The sequence below is a fragment of the Lentzea cavernae genome (genome assembly GCF_014653695.1).
GTDB lineage: Bacteria > Actinomycetota > Actinomycetes > Mycobacteriales > Pseudonocardiaceae > Lentzea > Lentzea cavernae.
In genome coordinates this window covers 1-17,774 of the sequence record NZ_BNAR01000033.1, presented here as the reverse complement: position 1 = coordinate 17,774, position 17,774 = coordinate 1, and the positions used below count along the sequence as shown (strand labels likewise).

General features: G+C 69.1%; 16 protein-coding genes. 14 read left to right on the top strand and 2 right to left on the bottom strand.

Annotated features, from left to right (window positions below):
* Positions 1 to 40: 40 nt before the first annotated feature.
* On the bottom strand, positions 41 to 1,405 hold the full coding sequence (locus IE307_RS46400) for a bifunctional phosphatase PAP2/diacylglycerol kinase family protein (protein ID WP_191305917.1): 1,365 nt from the start codon (positions 1,403 to 1,405) through the stop codon (positions 41 to 43).
* A gap of 116 nt (positions 1,406 to 1,521) precedes the next feature.
* Between IE307_RS46400 and pafA the strand changes: the two genes are divergently transcribed.
* Complete coding sequence (gene pafA / locus IE307_RS46395; RefSeq protein ID WP_189158067.1) at positions 1,522 to 2,880, top strand: Pup--protein ligase; 1,359 nt, start codon at positions 1,522 to 1,524, stop codon at positions 2,878 to 2,880.
* Positions 2,881 to 2,956: 76 nt separating this feature from the next.
* Here the strand turns inward: pafA and IE307_RS46390 are convergent, their stop codons facing one another.
* Positions 2,957 to 3,256, bottom strand: a complete 300-nt coding sequence (locus IE307_RS46390) for a DUF6355 family natural product biosynthesis protein (RefSeq protein ID WP_191305905.1) — start codon at positions 3,254 to 3,256, stop codon at positions 2,957 to 2,959.
* 161 nt (positions 3,257 to 3,417) lie between these two features.
* Between IE307_RS46390 and IE307_RS46385 the strand changes: the two genes are divergently transcribed.
* From IE307_RS46385 to IE307_RS46325, 13 genes are all read left to right on the top strand, one after another.
* On the top strand, positions 3,418 to 4,416 hold the full coding sequence (locus IE307_RS46385) for a WD40/YVTN/BNR-like repeat-containing protein (protein ID WP_191305904.1): 999 nt from the start codon (positions 3,418 to 3,420) through the stop codon (positions 4,414 to 4,416).
* A gap of 173 nt (positions 4,417 to 4,589) precedes the next feature.
* Entirely contained in the window at positions 4,590 to 5,222 is a 633-nt protein-coding gene (locus IE307_RS46380) for a uridine kinase family protein (protein ID WP_191305903.1), read from the top strand.
* Between the two features lie 64 nt (positions 5,223 to 5,286).
* The gene (locus IE307_RS46375; protein WP_191305902.1) at positions 5,287 to 6,132 is read left to right on the top strand and encodes an alpha/beta fold hydrolase; all 846 of its coding nucleotides are present in this window, start codon (positions 5,287 to 5,289) and stop codon (positions 6,130 to 6,132) included.
* 61 nt (positions 6,133 to 6,193) lie between these two features.
* Positions 6,194 to 7,159 carry a helix-turn-helix transcriptional regulator gene (locus tag IE307_RS46370; RefSeq protein WP_191305901.1) on the top strand — a complete coding sequence of 322 codons (966 nt, stop codon included), beginning with the start codon at positions 6,194 to 6,196 and terminating at the stop codon, positions 7,157 to 7,159.
* Entirely contained in the window at positions 7,156 to 8,127 is a 972-nt protein-coding gene (locus IE307_RS46365) for a helix-turn-helix transcriptional regulator (protein ID WP_191305900.1), read from the top strand. The genes IE307_RS46370 and IE307_RS46365 overlap by 4 nt, the downstream gene beginning before the upstream one ends.
* An 18-nt stretch (positions 8,128 to 8,145) precedes the next feature.
* The gene (locus IE307_RS46360) at positions 8,146 to 8,418 is read left to right on the top strand and encodes a bacteriophage holin (RefSeq protein ID WP_191305899.1); all 273 of its coding nucleotides are present in this window, start codon (positions 8,146 to 8,148) and stop codon (positions 8,416 to 8,418) included.
* A complete protein-coding gene (tatA, locus tag IE307_RS46355) occupies positions 8,411 to 8,701 on the top strand; it encodes a Sec-independent protein translocase subunit TatA (protein ID WP_191305898.1) in 291 nt (96 codons plus the stop codon). The genes IE307_RS46360 and tatA overlap by 8 nt, the downstream gene beginning before the upstream one ends.
* A gap of 109 nt (positions 8,702 to 8,810) precedes the next feature.
* The gene (gene tatC / locus IE307_RS46350) at positions 8,811 to 9,719 is read left to right on the top strand and encodes a twin-arginine translocase subunit TatC (RefSeq protein ID WP_191305916.1); all 909 of its coding nucleotides are present in this window, start codon (positions 8,811 to 8,813) and stop codon (positions 9,717 to 9,719) included.
* The gene (locus IE307_RS46345) at positions 9,716 to 10,576 is read left to right on the top strand and encodes a diacylglycerol/lipid kinase family protein (protein ID WP_191305897.1); all 861 of its coding nucleotides are present in this window, start codon (positions 9,716 to 9,718) and stop codon (positions 10,574 to 10,576) included. Before tatC ends, IE307_RS46345 begins: the two co-directional genes overlap by 4 nt.
* A gap of 44 nt (positions 10,577 to 10,620) precedes the next feature.
* A complete protein-coding gene (gene htpG, locus IE307_RS46340; RefSeq protein WP_191305896.1) occupies positions 10,621 to 12,465 on the top strand; it encodes a molecular chaperone HtpG in 1,845 nt (614 codons plus the stop codon).
* 115 nt (positions 12,466 to 12,580) lie between these two features.
* Positions 12,581 to 15,325: a DEAD/DEAH box helicase gene (locus IE307_RS46335; protein ID WP_191305895.1), complete on the top strand. Its 2,745-nt coding sequence runs from the start codon at positions 12,581 to 12,583 to the stop codon at positions 15,323 to 15,325.
* Between the two features lie 96 nt (positions 15,326 to 15,421).
* Positions 15,422 to 16,207 (top strand): DUF4333 domain-containing protein, encoded by a 786-nt coding sequence (locus IE307_RS46330; protein WP_191305894.1) that lies wholly within the window; start codon positions 15,422 to 15,424, stop codon positions 16,205 to 16,207.
* A 338-nt stretch (positions 16,208 to 16,545) separates the two neighbouring features.
* A complete protein-coding gene (locus IE307_RS46325) occupies positions 16,546 to 17,715 on the top strand; it encodes a GNAT family N-acetyltransferase (RefSeq protein ID WP_191305893.1) in 1,170 nt (389 codons plus the stop codon).
* The last annotated feature ends 59 nt before the right edge of the window (positions 17,716 to 17,774 follow it).

The following is a 17,774-nucleotide window of genomic DNA, read 5'->3' as shown; positions in this document are numbered from 1 at the left end:
CACCCCACTCTAGCTGCGAACGTTCGACAATGTCGAACACTTATGGCCGATAGATGCCCAGGGCCGCCGCACGCGAACGGAACTTGAAGTGGTTGGCCCGCTCGCGGACCTCGCCGTCCGTCGCGATCGAGATGGGGGCGCCGTGCACCTCGACGTTGAGCGAGGCCACCTCGAAGTGCTTGTACATGCGCGAGTGCTCCAGCGCCCCGAGCAGCGCGCCCAGGAAGAACCTGGTCCGCGAGTACTTGCGGTCCGCCCGCACGTACCGCACGTCGAGCAGCCCGTCGTCGAGCCGCGGGCGCATGGTCGGCGCGAAGCCCTTGGGCCGGTACGGGCCGTTGCCCACGAACAGCAGCCAGACGAGGTGCTTGTCGCCGTCGATGGTGATGTCGAGCGGCTTGGCGCGCTGCAGCACGCGGAACAGCGCCAGTCCGGCCGCGGGCCACTTGCCCCAGCGCTTCTCCATCTTCTCGCGGATCCGCACCATGTCCGGGTAGCCGCCCAGCGAGGCCGTGTTCACGAACCACTGGTCGTTGACCTGCGCCAGGTCGACCCGCACGCCCACGCCGTCGGCCACGGCCTGCGCCGTGTCGTGCAGGCCGGTGATGCCCACGTCGCGCGCGAAGTGGTTCAGCGTGCCGGAGGGGATGAGCACCATCGGCAGGTCGCGTTCGGCGGCGACGGCGGCGACGGCGGCCACCGTCCCGTCGCCACCGGCCACGCCCAGCGCCTTCGCGTCGGGCAGGTCGTCGAGCTCCTCGACCGACACGACCTGCGCCTTCGGCCACTCCTCCGTGATCTGCGGCGTCGGGTCCGGGCCGAAGCCGGAGAACGGGTTGACCACCACGACCAGCCCGTCACCCTCCTGCAGCGACGTCAGGTCGGCGTGTTCGTAGGCCGACGCGGGCTCGTTCATCCCGAGCGGCCACCACCGGCGCGTCAGATACGCGGCACCGACACCGACCGCCGCGCCGGCCGCGACGTCCGACGGCCAATGAACGCCCGTGTGCACGCGTGAATAAGCCACGGCGGCGGCGATCGGCGCCACCACAAGGCCTGCTTTGGGCGATTCCAGAGCGACCGCCGTGGCGAAAGCGGCCGCTGACGCGGAGTGGCCGGACGGGAATGACGACGACGTCGGCCGTTTGGACACGCGGCGGTCGACCGCGATCAGATCGGCGGCCGGTCTGCGTCGCGGGAAAAGTGACTTCCCGACCAGGTTCGCGCTGGCAGAGGCCCCGGCGATGGCCGCGAGCCCCCTCAGCGCGCCCCGCCGGAACGGGCCTTTCCCGGTCGCCAGAACCGCCGCGACGACGAACCACAGCACGCTGTGGTTGGCGGCTTTCGAAAGTCTCTTCAAACCGGTGTCGAGCCTGCTCGGACGTAGTCCGGCCGAGGAGCTCATGAGCTTCTTGTCGAGAGCGCTGACCCGTTTCCACACCCCTCCGACACTAAACCGCAACCGGCGTGCCGCCCGAACGGATCACCCTGCTCCGCCTGAGAGTCGCCTACTGTTGAGGCATGCAGCGGCGGATCTTCGGCATTGAGACAGAATTCGGGGTGACCTGCACCTTCCACGGGCAGCGTCGTCTGTCCCCGGACGAGGTCGCGCGGTACTTGTTCCGCCGGGTCGTCTCCTGGGGGCGTTCTTCCAACGTCTTCCTGCGCAACGGCTCCCGGCTCTACCTGGACGTCGGCTCTCACCCGGAGTACGCCACAGCCGAGTGCGACGACCTGGCCCAGCTCGTCACGCACGACAAGGCGGGTGAGCGGATCCTCGAGGACCTGCTCGTCGACGCCGAGCGCAGGCTCGCCGACGAGGGCATCGGCGGCGACATCTTCCTGTTCAAGAACAACACCGACTCGGCGGGCAACTCCTACGGCTGCCACGAGAACTACCTGGTCGCACGGGCCGGCGAGTTCTCGCGCATCGCGGACGTGCTGCTGCCGTTCCTGGTGACGAGGCAGCTCATCTGCGGCGCCGGCAAGGTGCTGCAGACCCCGCGCGGCGCCGTGTACTGCCTCTCGCAGCGCGCCGAGCACATCTGGGAGGGCGTGTCGTCCGCGACGACCAGGTCCCGCCCGATCATCAACACCCGCGACGAGCCGCACGCCGACGCCGAGCGCTACCGGCGCCTGCACGTCATCGTCGGCGACTCGAACATGTCCGAGGTGACGACGCTGCTGAAGGTCGGCAGCGCGAACCTCGTGCTCGAGATGATCGAGCAGGGCGTCCAGTTCCGCGACTTCTCGCTGGACAACCCGATCCGCGCCATCCGCGAGATCTCCCACGACCTCACCGGCCGCCGCACGGTGCGCCTCGCGGGCGGCAAGGAGGCCTCCGCCCTGGACATCCAGCGCGAGTACTTCGAGAAGGCCGTCGAGCACTGCGCCAAGCGCTCGCCCGACCCCATGGCAGACCGGGTCCTCGAACTGTGGGGCCGCACCCTCGACGCCGTCGAGTCGCAGGACCTCACCAAGATCGACCGCGAGATCGACTGGGCCATCAAGAACCGCCTGATGAACCGGTACATGGAAAAGCACAACATGGACCTGTCCAACCCGCGCATCGCCCAGCTCGACCTCGCCTACCACGACATCCGCCGCGGCCGCGGCGTGTTCGACCTGCTGCAGCGCAAGGGCCAGGTCGAGCGCGTGACCGACGACGGCGAGATCGAGGCCGCCAAGGACACCCCGCCGCAGACCACGCGGGCCAAGCTGCGCGGCGACTTCATCGCGGCGGCGCAGGCCGCCGGTCGCGACTTCACCGTCGACTGGGTGCACCTGAAGTTGAACGACCAGGCGCAGCGCACGGTGCTGTGCAAGGACCCGTTCCGGGCGGTGGACGAGCGCGTGGAGCGCCTGATCTCGTCGCTCTAGGAAAATTGACACGCCGAAATGCGGGCCGGAAAATACTCCGGCCCGCATTTCTGTGTAATCGACGGAATTCCGGCTATTACGTCAGGATGCAGTTCGGGCTACCGATGTACCAAGCGTTCGACACCAGCCATGACGGGCCCATGTCTCTCAAACCGGGAGGGACGCACATCTGCCCGTGCCCCCCGCTGAAGATCGTGTACTCGATCATGACGTTGGTCGAGCCGCAGTGGTTGTAGACGGCCCTGCCGTCGATGTCATCGTTGTACCCGCAGACAGCGGCACTCGCGGTGCCCGTCCCGGCCAGCACGCCACCGGCCACGACGGCGAGCGCCGCCGCCCCGATCGAGGCACGCCGAAGAAAGCTCACAGCAGTCATTCCCAATACTCCTCGTGTTTCGGAGAGCATGGGTCGGTCGCAGAAATTGCGAACCCCCCAGGTTGCACATTCGAACCTAGCGGCGAGCTTGACGGCGGTCAACCATCGAATCTCCCAATTCTTTTCGCCTGCGCTTCCGCGAGGTGGAATGATGCGGCCGCATGAGGATCATCGCGGTGGCGCTCACCGCTCTCCTGGCTCTCCCCGGAGTCGCCTCGGCCGACTCCTACTGGGACCTGAAACCGACCGGCACGGACGCCCAGTTCCGCGGCCTCTCCGCGGTCAGCAGCCAGATCGCGTGGGTCAGCGGCTCGAAGGGCACCGTCCTGCGCACCACGAACGGCGGCCGGACGTGGGACTCCGTCGGGCCGCCCGGCACCGAGGCGCTCGAGTTCCGCGACATCGAGGCCTTCGACGCGCGCAACGCCGTGGCGTTGTCGATCGGGGAGGGCGAGTCGTCGCGCATCTACCGCACGTCCGACGGCGGTAGGAGCTGGCGGGAGGAGTTCCGCAACACCGATCCGAAGGCGTTCTACGACTGCGTGGCGTTCTTCGACCGGTTCCGGGGGCTGGCGCTGAGCGATCCCGTCGACGGCAAGTTCCGGGTGCTCCGGACGTGGGACGGTGGGCGGTCGTGGCACGTCAACGACCCCAAGGGCATGCCGGAGGCGTTGCCGGGCGAGTTCGCGTTCGCGGCGTCCGGGCAGTGCGTGACCACCAGTGGCAACCACGCGTGGATCGCGACCGGCGGCGGCGCGAAGGCACGGGTGCTGGAGTCGCGCGACGGTGGGCGGTCGTGGAAGGCGAGCGAGGTTCCGTTGCCGTCGGGGGAGGCGGCCGGGGTGTTCGCGGTGGCGTTCAAGACGCCGTGGCGGGGTGTGGCGATCGGCGGGGACTACAAGAAGCCGACCGATCCGACGCCGGCGTTCGCGACCAACGACGGGCGTGGGTGGAAGGCCGGGACGCAGGCGCCCGTCGGGTACCGGTCCGGGATCGCCTACCGCGGTGACGGGCTGGTGGCGGTCGGTCCGTCCGGGACGGACACCAGCAGGGACGGCAAGTCGTGGAAGGTCGCGGACACCGGGAGTTTCGACACCGTGGACTGCGTGGGATCCACCTGCTGGGCCGCCGGCGAGAAGGGGCGCGTCGGCCGTACCTAGTGCGGTGACCACAATCCTCACCGGGTTGTGCACGGCCCAGGTGGACGCCTCGCGGCACCTCCCCCACGCCCCCGTACTACCAGTACGAGGGCGTGGGGGAGGCACCACGATGCATCGCCCTGGACCGCGCACAACCCGGCAAGGGTTGGTGGTCACCGCACCAGGAGGTCGGAATGCGCTTGCACGAGGGTGAGGTCGAAGCCGCGGGGTGGCGGGTCGTGAAGCTCGCTGACGTCGTGCTTCGACTGCGTGAGAAGGCGGTTACCGGGCGTCCCCTCGTCGTGGCCGTCGACGGGCGGGGAGGTGCTGGCAAGTCCACACTCGTCGAGCGGCTGCGGGAGATAGTTCCCGGGTCCGAGGTCGTGCACACCGACGACATCGCCTGGAACCACGCGTGCTTCGACTGGGCGGGGCTGATGGCCGAGAACGTCCTGAAGCCCCTGCACCGGGGTGAGGCGGTTGCGTTCCGGCCACGGGCGTGGGTCGAGCACGACCGGCCCGGCGAGATCCGCGTCGCGGCCGGGGCGGAGGTCGTGTGGGTCGAGGGCACCGGGATCATCCGCGAGGAGCTCGCGAGGTGGGTCGACGCCTCGATCTGGGTGCAGGGCGATCTGGACGAGCAGGAGCGCCGTCTGGTCGCGCGCGACGGTGACTCCGTGGAGCAGCGACGGCACGTCGCCGCGTGGTTGGAAGAAGAAGTTCCGTTCATGCTCCGCGAGCGGCCGTGGGCGAGGGCGACCGTCGTCGTCGCAGGTACGAGCGGGCTCGAGCACGATCCCGAGTCCGAATTGGTCGTCGCGGTGTAACGCCGGAAGGGGCTGCAGCGAAATGGGACGTGTCAGCCACTCCTCACAGGGGTAGCCGATGTGAGTGTTCGAAGGCTTCTCGTTGCGTTGCAGGGACGTTGGCGAGGCCGTGCTCAGAGTGAGGACCGGCGGTGCAGGGCCGCCGGTCCTCCTCCTTCACGGCCACCCTCGAACCCACACCACATGGCACCGTGTCGCGCCGCTGCTCGCGGAGGACCACACGGTCGTGTGCCCCGATCTGCGTGGGTACGGCGAATCCAGCAAACCCGGTGATTACTCGAAACGTGCCATGGCGCGTGACTTCGTCGAGCTCATGAAAAGCCTGGGGCACGAGGAGTTCGCCGTCGCCGGGCACGATCGCGGGGCCGCCGCGGCCATCAGGCTGGCGCTCGACCACCCGGACCGGGTCACGCACCTCGCCGTCCTCGACGGACTGCCGATCGGCGCGCACCTGAGCAGGGCCGACGCCCGGTTCGCGCAGAGCTGGTACCACTGGTTCTTCCTGGCGCGCCAAGAGCTCGCCGCCGCGATGATCAACGAGAACCCCGACCTCTGGTACGGCGGCCGCTACCACGACACGCCGCTCGCGATGGGCGTGGAGAACTGGGCGGACTTCCAGCGGGCGATCCACGACCCCGGGACCGTGCTCGCGATGTGCGGGGACTACCGCGCCGGGCTGGAGGTCGACCGCGTCCACGACGACGAGGACAGGGCCGCCGGGAGGAAGATCGCGTGTCCCGTGCTGGCGTTGTGGTCGGCCAAAGATGACCTGGGCGAGCTGTACGGAGACCTGGGTGAGATCTGGGCCGAATGGGCCGATGACGTGCGGGTTCGGTCCATCGACTGCGGGCACCACATGGCCGAGGAGGCACCCGTCGAACTGGTGCGGGAACTGCGGTCGTTGTTCTGAACGGACCGTTGACGACAGGTGGTGATGAGGTTTCAGTGCGCGCACGCGTTAGGGTTTGTCCGTGGCCATCGCACGCGCCGAACGCCTCGTCAACCTGGTGTTGTGCCTGCTGTCGACCCGTCAGTACCTGACAGCGGAGCGCATCCGCGCCATCGTCCCCGGCTATCACGAAGCGCCGACGGACGAGGCGTTCTTCCGCATGTTCGAAAGGGACAAGTCCGAGCTCCGGGATCTCGGCGTGCCGCTGGAGACCGGCCGGCAGTCGAACGCCGAGGGTGCGGAGGACGGGTACCGGATCGCACGGCGTGACTACGAGCTCGGCGACATCGACCTCGAACCCGACGAGGCCGCCGCGGTGGCGCTGGCCGCCCGACTCTGGGACTCTCCGCAGCTCACGGGCGCCGTGCACGGCGCGTTGATCAAGCTGCGCGCCGCCGGCGTGGACGTCGACCAGGACACGCCCGCGGCCGTCGAGCCCAAGGTGCGGGCCAACGAGCCCGCGTTCCCGCCGCTGCTGCAGGCCGTGCAGGCCGGGCAGGTCGTCTCGTTCGACTACCGCAAGCCACCGCCTGGCGGGCAGAAGGAGCGCACGGTCGAGCCGTGGGGCGTGGTCGCGTGGCGCGGCAAGTGGTATCTCGTCGGCTGGGACCGTGAGCGCAACGACACGCGCTGCTTCCGGCTCTCCCGCGTCGTGGGCACTGTCCGCACCGTGGGCAAGCCGGGCGCGTTCACCGTGCCCGAGGGCACGGACCTGATGAGCCTCATCGCGCGCACGCAGGCCGATCCGCACCAGACCGCGCCCGCCAGGATTTGGGTGGCCAAGGACCGGGCGCAGGGCGTGCGGCGGCACGCGAAGGTCGTCGAGGAACGCGACGGCGGCGACGTCGTCGAGATCGACCTGAAGTTCCCCGACTCGGCGGCCAAGTGGCTCGCCGGGTTCGGGCCCGACGTCGTGGTGCTCGAGCCCGAGGTGCTGGCCAAGTCGGTCCGCGACCGCCTGCAGGGCGCACTGGAAGGAGCGCGGTGACCGCGTCGAACGAACGGCTGCCGCGGCTGCTCGCACTCGTGCCGTACCTGCTCAACCGGCCCGCGATCACCGTCAAGGAGGCCGCGGCCGACTTCGGCATCACGCCCAAGCAGCTGCGCAAGGACCTCGAGCTGCTGTGGATGTGCGGCCTGCCCGGGTACGGGCCTGGCGACCTGATCGACCTGTCCTTCGAGGGCGAGACGATCACCGTCTCGTTCGACGCGGGCCTCGACCGGCCGTTGCGCCTCACCGCTGCCGAGGCGGCGTCTCTGCTGGTCGCGCTGCGGGCACTGGCCGACACCCCCGGCGTGGTCGACACCGACGCCGTGCAGCGGGCGCTCGCGAAGATCGAGGCGGCGGTCGGCAAGGCCCAGCCCGCGGGCATGGTCGTCGGGCTCGGAGGGTTCGAACGCGGGGAGACCGCCGAGGTCCGGGCCACCGTGCAGGACGCCGTGAAGCGCGAACGGGCCGTGCGCATCCGCTACTACTCGCAGTCGCACGACGCCATGAGCGACCGAGTGGTCGACCCGATGCGCCTGCTGCTCGTCGAAGGGCGCGGTTACCTCGAAGGATGGTGCCGTTCGGCACTCGGCGTGCGGTTGTTCCGGCTCGACCGCATCGACGACGTGCAGGTGCTCGACGAGCCGTCGTCGCCTCCGCCGCACGCCCAGCCGACCGATACGTCGGAGGGGTTGTTCCACCCCCGGGACAGCCAGAAGGTCGCCGTGCTCCTGCTCGAACCGGACGCGCACTGGGTGGCCGAGTACTACCCGGTGGATCACTCGGCAGAGCTCTCGGACGGCCGCACGCGTGTCCTCATGCGCTACGACGACCCGTCCTGGATGGTCCGCCTGCTCCTCGGGCTCGGCGGTGACGTGCACGTCGAACAGCCGGCCGAACTGGCTGACGAGGTGGTCCGCCAAGCCCGTGAAGCGTTGCGGCGGGCAGATCACCTGCTGTCCACCTAAGACGTATAACGTGTGCTTGTGCCGTCCACACCGACCCTGGCGCTGATCGCGCTCGGCCTCGTCGCGTTCGCCGTGATCGCGATCCGAGTCATCCGATCCTTGCGCCGATTGGCCCGTGCCCGCACTCTGGTGGGGGACAGGGTCGGAAACGGCGTCGGTCTGCTCAAGGCGCGATCCGCGGCGCTGAAGGTGGCCATCGCCGACCGGCGTTCCACGGAACAGGCCCGCACCAGGGCAAACCCCGCGTACGATCGTCGTGGCGGGGGAGACAGGAGGATCACCAATGGGTAACCTCGGACCCACCGAGCTGATCATCATCGCAGTGGTGATCATTCTGCTGTTCGGTGCGAAGAAGCTTCCCGACATGGCCCGTTCGCTCGGCAAGTCGGCCAAGATCTTCAAGGCTGAGACCAAGGGCCTGCGCGACCAGGACGCGGACGACGCGCCGGTCCAGCAGCAGCCCGTGCAGCCGCCGGTCCAGCAGCTCCCCCCGGCCCAGCCGCAGGTGCAGCAGCAGCCCCAGGTCGCTCCTCCCATCGAGCAGACCACGCAGAACAAGGCCGCCGGCAACTGACCTTCTCTCCTGACTCGTAAGGACGGTTAGCGCGGTGGCAAACCCGCTCCGGTGGTTCGCCGAGCGCCGGGAACGCGGCAAGCGCCGTCGGGGCAACGCCGACGGCACCATGTCGCTCAAAGAGCACCTCTACGAGCTGCGGCACCGCCTCGGCATGGCGATGCTGATCATCGCCATCGGTGCCGTCTTCGGCTGGATCTGGTTCGGCGTGAAGCTCGGCCCGATCCCGTCGCTCGGCGACATCATGACGGCTCCGTACTGCCAGCCCGACCTGGAGCCGTACCGGGTCAAGTTCGACGGTGAGATCGGCTGCCGGCTGCTGCAGACCGAGCCGTTCGAGAGCTTCATGATCCGCCTGCAGGTCGGTACGGCCGCGGGCGCGGTGCTGCTCAGCCCGTTCTGGCTGTACCAGTTCTGGGCGTTCATCACCCCCGGTCTGTACCTGAAGGAGCGCAAGTTCGCGCGCACCTTCGTGTTCTTCGCCGCGATCCTGTTCGCGGCCGGCGCCGTGCTGGCCTACCTGGTGGTGCCAGAGGGTCTGCAGGTGCTGATCAGCTTCGGTGGCGACGACTTCATCACCGCCCTGACCGGTGGCAAGTACGTCTCGTTCATCATCACGATGCTGTTCATCTTCGGCGTGAGCTTCGAGCTGCCGCTGATCGTGGTGATGCTCAACCGCGCGGGCGTGATCACCTACGAGAAGCTGCACAAGTGGCGCCGCGGCCTGCTGATGGGCCTGTTCGTGTTCGCCGCGATCGCGACGCCGGGCACCGACCCGATCTCGATGGTCGTGCTGGCGCTCGCGCTGGGCCTGCTGTTCGAGATGGCCATCCAGATCGCCCGCGTCCACGACAAGCGCAAGGCCAAGCTCCGCGCGGCCGAGGGCTGGGACGCGCTGGACGACGACGAGGCGGCGCCGTTCAACTACGTCGCGTCCGACGCCGACGGCAACGACCCCGGTGAGAAGGTGGTCGCTTCGGAGCCCGCGAAGCGCGTGAACTACGACGACGCCACGTGACGCGGGCCGCGTTGCTCGTCTGCCCGGCGTCGGGCAAGGGGCGGGCGGCCCGGATGGCCGGGTCGACCGCCGCGGCGCTCAGGCCGCACGTCTCGTCGTTGAGGCAGATGGTCGCGCACGACGCCGAGGGCGCGCTGGCGATGGCGCACGACGCTGTCGCGGACGGCGTCGACCTGCTGGTCGTGCTCGGCGGTGACGGGGGCGCCCACCTGGGCGTTCAGGCCGTCGCGGGCACCTCGACGGCGCTGGGCGTCGTCCCGGCGGGTACCGGCAACGACCTGGCGGCCGCCATCGGCTCGAAGTCCGTCGAGGACGTCGTGCTCGGCACGCGCAAGACGCTGGACCTCGGCCGCTTGTCGACGGGACAGTGGTTCGCGACGGTGCTGTGCGCCGGGTTCGACTCCGCGGTGAACGAGCGGGCGAACGCGATGCGCTGGCCCGCCGGTCCGCGCCGCTACGACCTCGCGATCGTGGCCGAGCTGGCGTCGCTGAAGTCGGCGCCGCTGGTCGTGACGACCGAGACCGAGACGTTCTCGCTGGACGCGACGCTCGTGGCGATCGGCAACACGCCGAACTACGGCGGTGGCATCCCCGTGTGCCCCGGCGCCGACGCGAACGACGGGCTGTTCGACGTCACGGTCGTGGAGCACGGCAGCCGCGCGATGCTGATGCGGATGCTGCCGACGTTGCGCACGGGCAGGCACACCGACCACCCGGCCGTGCGGACGTTCCGCGCGCGTGAGGTCTCCCTGGCCGGGGGTAACGGCTGGATCGCCTACGCCGATGGCGAACGGCAGGAGGCGTTGCCCGTCTCCGTTCGGACGGTTCCTGACGCACTCACCGTCGTGGGTCGCTAAGTTGTAGGGCTGTTCGGTTCGTTTTCTTTAGTCGGTAGGGATTCATGGAGACGCTGGAGTTTCAGTCCGAGGCGCGTCAGCTGCTGCAGCTGATGATCCACTCGATCTACTCGAACAAGGACACGTTCCTGCGCGAGCTGGTCTCGAACGCCTCCGACGCGCTCGACAAGCTGCGGCTGGAGTCGTTCCGCGACAAGGACATGCGGGTCGACGTCGACGACCTGCACGTCGTGATCGAGTCCGATCCGGCGGAGCGCACGCTGACGGTGCGCGACAACGGCATCGGCATGACCCGCGAGGACGTCGTGCGCCTCATCGGCACGATCGCGAAGTCCGGTACCGCGGAGTTCCTCAAGCAGCTCAAGGAACAGCAGTCCGGCAGCACGTCGGACCTGATCGGCCAGTTCGGCATCGGCTTCTACTCGTCGTTCATGGTGGCGGACAAGGTCACCCTCGTGACGAAGTACCCGCACTCCGAGAAGGGCGTGCGCTGGGAGTCGTCCGGCGAGGCCACGTACACGATCGACGACGTGGACGACGCGCCGCAGGGCACCTCGGTCACGTTGCACCTCAAGCCGTCCGACGACGAGGACCGCCTGCCGGACTACACCGAGCCGGCGAAGATCAAGGAGATCGTCAAGCGCTACTCGGACTTCATCACCTGGCCCGTGCGCCTGGGCGGCGAGGAGATCAACTCCCGCAAGGCCCTGTGGGCGCGCCCGGCCTCCGAGGTGACGGAGGAGGAGTACGCCGAGTTCTACCGGCACATCAGCCACGACTGGAACGCGCCGCTCGAGACCATCCGCATGCAGGCGGAGGGCACCTTCGAGTACCAGGCCCTGCTGTTCCTGCCCGCGCAGGCGCCGATGGACCTGTTCATGCGCGACGGCAAGCGCGGCGTCCAGCTCTACGTGAAGCGCGTCTTCATCATGGAGGACTGCGCCGAGCTGATGCCCGAGTACCTGCGCTTCGTGAAGGGCGTCGTCGACGCGGCGGACCTCTCGCTGAACGTGTCGCGCGAGATCCTGCAGCAGGACCGCCAGATCCAGCTGATGCGCCGCCGCCTGGTGAAGAAGGTCCTCTCCTCCATCAAGTCGCTGCAGTCCTCGCGCCCCGACGACTACGCGAAGCTGTGGGGCGAGGTCGGCGCGGCCCTGAAGGAGGGCCTGCTCTCCGACTCGGACAACCGCGACGCGATCCTGGAGGTCTGCTCCTTCGCCTCGACGCAGGCCGAGGGCACGCTCACCACGCTGGCCGAGTACGTGGGGCGCATGAAGGAAGGCCAGGAGCACATCTACTTCATGACCGGCGACTCCCGCGTCGCCGTCGAGAAGTCGCCGCACCTGGAGGCGTTGCGCGCCAAGGGCTTCGAGGTGCTGATCCTCACCGACACGATCGACGAGATGTGGGTCGACTCGGTGCCGGCGTTCGACGGCAGGACGTTCCAGTCCGTCGCCAAGGGACAGGTGGACCTCGAGACCGACGAGGAGAAGTCGGCCAACGAGGCCAAGGCCGCGGAGTACTCGGACCTGCTCACGTGGATGAAGGAGCAGCTGGAGGACAGCGTCAAGGAGGTCCGCCTCTCGTCCCGCCTGACGACCTCGCCGGCGTGTGTCGTCGGTGACTCGTTCGACATCACTCCGACGTTGGAGAAGATGTACAAGGCGATGGGGCAGGAGCTGCCGAAGATCAAGCGGATCCTGGAGTTGAACCCGTCGCACCCGCTGGTGGAGGGGTTGCACGGGGCGTTCGCGGCCGGTGAACGCGAGTCGTTGACCGACACCGCGGAGCTGATCCACGGGCTGGCGTTGCTGGCCGAGGGCGGCGAGCTGGCGGACCCGTCCCGCTTCGTGAAGCTGGTGGCGGACCGGGTGCAGCGCACGTTCTGACAAAACCGCAGGTGGAGGGCGATGTCTGAGAGACATCGCCCTCTGTTGCTTCAGTGTTGACTGAAGTTAATCTATCTCGTCGGCGATTGTCGGTGCGATGTGAAAGCCTGGAGGGGTGTCAAGTGCTTCGCGGTCCCCGGCCGAGGCCTACGCCCACTCCCGGCGCAACGCCCAGCGGCCCAAGCTGACCGACTTCCTGTCCGTGATCTCGTTCGAGCTGGACCCGTTCCAGCGCCAGGCCTGCGAGGCCCTGGAGGACGGTCACGGAGTGCTCGTCTGCGCCCCCACCGGTGCCGGCAAGACCGTGGTGGGCGAGTTCGCCGTGCACCTGGCCCTCACCGAAGGCCGCAAGTGCTTCTACACGACGCCCATCAAGGCGTTGAGCAACCAGAAGTTCGCCGACCTCACGGCGCGTTACGGCGCGGAGAACATCGGTCTGCTCACCGGTGACACGAGCGTCAACGGCAACGCGCCCGTGGTCGTCATGACGACCGAGGTGCTGCGGAACATGCTGTACTCGGGTTCGTCCACTCTGGACGGCCTCGCGTACGTCGTGATGGACGAGGTGCACTACCTCGCCGACCGGTTCCGCGGGCCCGTGTGGGAAGAGGTCATCCTGCACCTGCCCGAGCACGTGCAGGTGGTCGGGCTGTCCGCGACGGTCAGCAACGCCGAGGAGTTCGGCGAGTGGCTGGTCGAGGTGCGCGGCGACACGTCGGTCGTGGTCGACGAGCACCGGCCCGTGCCGCTGTGGCAGCACATGATGGTCGGCAACCAGATGCTCGACCTCTTCGAGGGCGACCAGACGCACGCGCGCATCAACTCCCAGGTGCTGCGCAAGACCGAGGAGCTGACGCGGTACCACGTGCCGTTCAGCCGCGGGCGCAACCGCGGCGGTGGCGGCACCGGCCGGCCGTCGCGCAACAGCGGGTTCAAGCCCGCGTCGCGCACCGACATGATCCAGCAGCTCGGCCACGCGTCGCTGCTGCCCGCGATCGTGTTCGTGTTCAGCCGCGCGGGGTGTGACGCGGCGGTCGCGCAGACGGCGCGGGCGGGGTTGCGGCTCAACACGCCGGAGGAGACCGAGGAGGTCCGCCGGATCATCGACGAGAAGACGCGCGACCTGCCCGAGGCGGACCTCCGCGTCCTGGGCTTCTGGGAGTGGCGCGAGGCGCTGGAGCGCGGCATCGCGTCGCACCACGCCGGGCTGCTGCCCGCGTTCAAGGAGACGGTCGAGGAGCTGTTCGTCCGCGGGCTGGTCAAGGTCGTGTTCGCGACCGAGACGCTCGCGCTGGGCATCAACATGCCCGCGCGGACGGTCGTGCTCGAGAAGCTCGTGAAGTACAACGGCGAGGCGCACGTCGACCTCACGCCGGGCGAGTACACGCAGCTCACGGGTCGTGCGGGGCGTCGTGGCATCGACGTCGAGGGGCACGCGGTCGTCGTCTGGCAGCCGGGGATGGACCCCAAGGCCGTCGGCGGGCTCGCGTCCACGCGCACGTACCCGCTGCGGTCGTCGTTCCGGCCCGGTTACAACATGGCCGTCAACCTCGTGCACCAGCTCGGGGCGGAGTCCGCGCGCGTCATCCTGGAGCAGTCGTTCGCGCAGTTCCAGGCCGACCGCTCGGTCGTCGGGCTCTCCCGCCGCGTCGACCGCAACAAGGAGGCCCTCGCGGGCTACACCGAGTCGATGACGTGCCACCTCGGCGACTTCACGGAGTACGCGGCGCTGCGCCGCCGCATCGGTGACCGGGAGAAGCAGCTCTCGAAGCAGAACACGAACGCGCGCCGCATCGAGACGGCGAAGTCCCTCGAGCGGCTGCGCAAGGGCGACGTGATCGCGGTGCCGTCCGGGCGCCGCAGCGGTCTCGCCGTCGTCGTCGACCCCGGTCTCGAACCGATGGGGGAGGCGAAGCCGCTGGTCGTCACCGAGGACCGCTGGTCGGGCCGCCTCACGTCGGCCGACTTCCCGACGCCGGTCGAGGTGCTCGGCCACATCCGCCTGCCCAAACAGGTCGACGTGCGCTCGCCCAAGTCGCGGCGCGACCTCGCGGCCACGATCCGCAACACCGGCATCACCGTGCCCTCGCGCGGCCGCAGGCAGACCACGGCGGACGACGACCCCGAGCTCGCGACGCTGCGCCGGGCCCTGCGCTCGCACCCGTGCCACGGCTGCGACCAGCGCGAGGACCACGCCCGCTGGGGAGAGCGCTACCACCGGCTGCTGGCCGAGAACCAGCAGCTGGAGCGCAAGGTCGCGGCGACGACCCACTCGCTGGCCCGCCAGTTCGACCGCATCCGCGCGCTGCTGCGCGAACGCGGGTACCTCAGCGAGGCCGAGGAGGTCACGGCCGACGGCAAGCGCCTGACCAGGCTCTACAGCGAGTCGGACCTGCTGGCGGCCGAGTGCATCCGCAACGGCGTGTGGAAGGGCCTCAAGCCGGAGGAGCTCGCCGCCGTCGTGTCGTCGCTGGTCTACGAGGCGCGCCGGGACGGTCCCGTCGAGGCGCGGCTGCCGCAGGGCCCGGTGGGCGACGCGATGCTCAAGACCGTGCGGCTGTGGGCGGAGATCGAGGACGACGAGCGCCGCCACAAGCTCGAACGCATCACCCGCCAGCCCGACCCCGGCTTCGCCTGGCCCGTGTACCGGTGGGCGCGCGGCGAGTCGCTGGAGAAGGTGCTCAGCGCCGCCGAGGCCGGGGGCAACGAGCTCGGCGCGGGCGACTTCGTGCGCTGGTGCCGGCAGGTGATCGACCTTTTGGACCAGATCCGTGAGGTGGTCGGCCGACAGGACCCGGTCGGTTCGGCCGCGGCCAAGGCCGTCGACGCGCTGAGGCGCGGAGTTGTGGCGATGATGTGACATGGGCCTGACGAAGGTTTTGCGAGTCGGAGTAAAGACTGACGTCAACGGTGTGATTGGATTTCGCCGCAACGTCGTACACACGGAGGTCGACAGATGAGCAGCCCGTACGGACCGTCCGGAGGGAACGATCCGCAGCAGCCCTGGGGCCAGCAGCCGCAACCGCCGCAGCAGCAGCCCTATGGAGGCGGTTTCCCTCCCGGCACGCCGTCTGGCGGCTTCCCGGCCCAGAACCCGGGGCAGCAGAACCCCTACGGCCCGCCGCAGCCCCAGCAGGGTCAGCCCCAGCCGGGCCAGCAGCAGCCGTACCCGGGATTCGACCCGTCGCAGCAGCAGACGCAGCAGTACGGCGTGCCCGGCCAGCAGCCGCAGTCGAACCCGTACGGCACTCCTGCCCAGCAGGACCCGTACGGCCAGCAGGGCCAGCAGTCGAACCCGTACGGCACCCCCGCCCAGGACCCGTACGGCCAGCAGACCCAGCAGTACGGCATGCCGGGCCAGCAGCAGCCGAACCCGTACGGCCAGCAGCCGGGCTACGGCCCGCCGGTGCCGCCGAAGAAGAAGTCCAGCGCGGCCATCTGGGTGGCGGCTGTGGTCGTCGTCCTGCTCGTCGGCGGCGTGCTGTTCACCGGGTTCGTGTCGCCGGCCTTCTTCAAGAAGAAGATCTTCGACAACACCGCCGTCCAGAACGGCGTCGTCCAGATCCTGAAGGACGAGTACAAGATCTCCGACGTCGGCGCCGCGACCTGCTCCGGTGAGAACGAGGTCAAGCCCAACACCTCGTTCGAGTGCAAGGTGCAGGTCGGCGGCAAGGACAAGAAGGTCAAGATCGTCGTCAAGACCGAGGACGGCGAGTACGAGGTCGGCCAGCCGACCGGCTGATCCCCGCTTTCCGACAGCCTCCCCCAGCGTGCTTCTGGGGGAGGCTTTCTTGTTTCGTGTTCGAGGCTGCCGAGTCCACGCCGAGGTGCCCGCTCGAGGTCGTGCGGCTGTGGCCGGACGGCACCGGGGAGACGTTCACGCGGGACCTGGTGTGGGAGCGCTCTGACCTGCGGCACCGCACGCTGTCCGCGGGCCGGAGGCTCGGCGGGCGATCCGCGAGATGGCCGTGCCGATCACGCCGGCCCAGTTCGAGGAGATCCTCGAACGGACGAGGCAGTGGCGGCGGGCCCGCGGAAACTGAGGTGCGTTCGCCGCCGCCCTGAGCGACGATCGCGGGCGTGACCGACATCCGCGTACTCACCGACGAGGCGCAGTATCGCGCCCACAGCACGCTCTTCCGCCGCGCGATGCACTGGGGCCCGCCCTCCGACGAGCAATGGCCCGTCGTCCTGCCCTCCTACGAGCCCGGCCGGGTCCTGGCGGCGTTCGAGGGCGACGAGATGGTCGGCACGACCCAGTCGTTCGGCGGCAGGATGCTCGTGCCCGGTGGAGCGTTGGTGCCGCACACGGCCGTGTCACGCGTGGGTGTGCGTGCCGACTACACGCGCCGTGGCGTGCTGAGCGCTCTCATGCGCGAGCAGCTGTCCACGACCCCTGACCCAGTGGCGACGCTGCGGGCGTCCGAGGGGCGCATCTACGGCCGGTTCGGCTACGGGCTCGCCGGGCGCGTGCGGTTCCTGCGGATCGACGCGAGCAAGGCCGTCGTCCCCGGCTCGCCGGTCGGGCGGGTGCGGATGGTGGACCTCGACACCGCGGACAAGCTGCTGCCCGAGTTGCACGACGCGTTCGGGCTCGACCGGCCCGGTGAGATCTCGCGCTGGCCCGGCTGGTGGGCGAGGGCGCGGGATCGCAAGACCGAGGCCGACAACCTGGTGACCGTAGTCCACAGTGGACCGGACGGGGACGACGGTTTCGTCTGCTACAAGGTGTCCGAGGACAAGGACTTCAAGCACCACATGGAGGTCGAGGACTTCGCGTGGGCCAACGCCGACGCGTGGCGCGACCTGTGGATCTACCTGACGCGGCTGGACCTGATCGACACGATCGAGGTCGACGCGGCCCTCGACGACCCGCTGAACTGGCTCTTCGAGGACCCGCGCGTCGTTTACACGAAGGACGTCTACGACCAGATCTGGCTGAGGCTCGTGGACGTGCCGCGCATGCTCGCCGCCCGCACCTACGGCGCCGGCGAGCCCGTCGTCATCGAGGTGCACGACGAGTTGCTGCCCGCGAACAGCGGCCGGTACCGGATCTCGCCCGACGGTGCCGAACGCGTCGAGGCGCAGCCCGACCTCACGATCCCGGTCGACCTGCTCGGGGCCGTCTACCTCGGGGACACGCGGTTCTCGGACCTCGCGGCGACCAAGCGGATCGAGGGGTCGCGGTTCGCCGAGGCCGACGCGTTGTTCGCCGGCTCCGTCGCCCCGCTCTGCTCGACGTTCTTCTAGCTTGAGTTTTAACCTGTTCGGCGGGGTCGCGGGTTGCTGGATCTGGTCTCTTTGCCGTG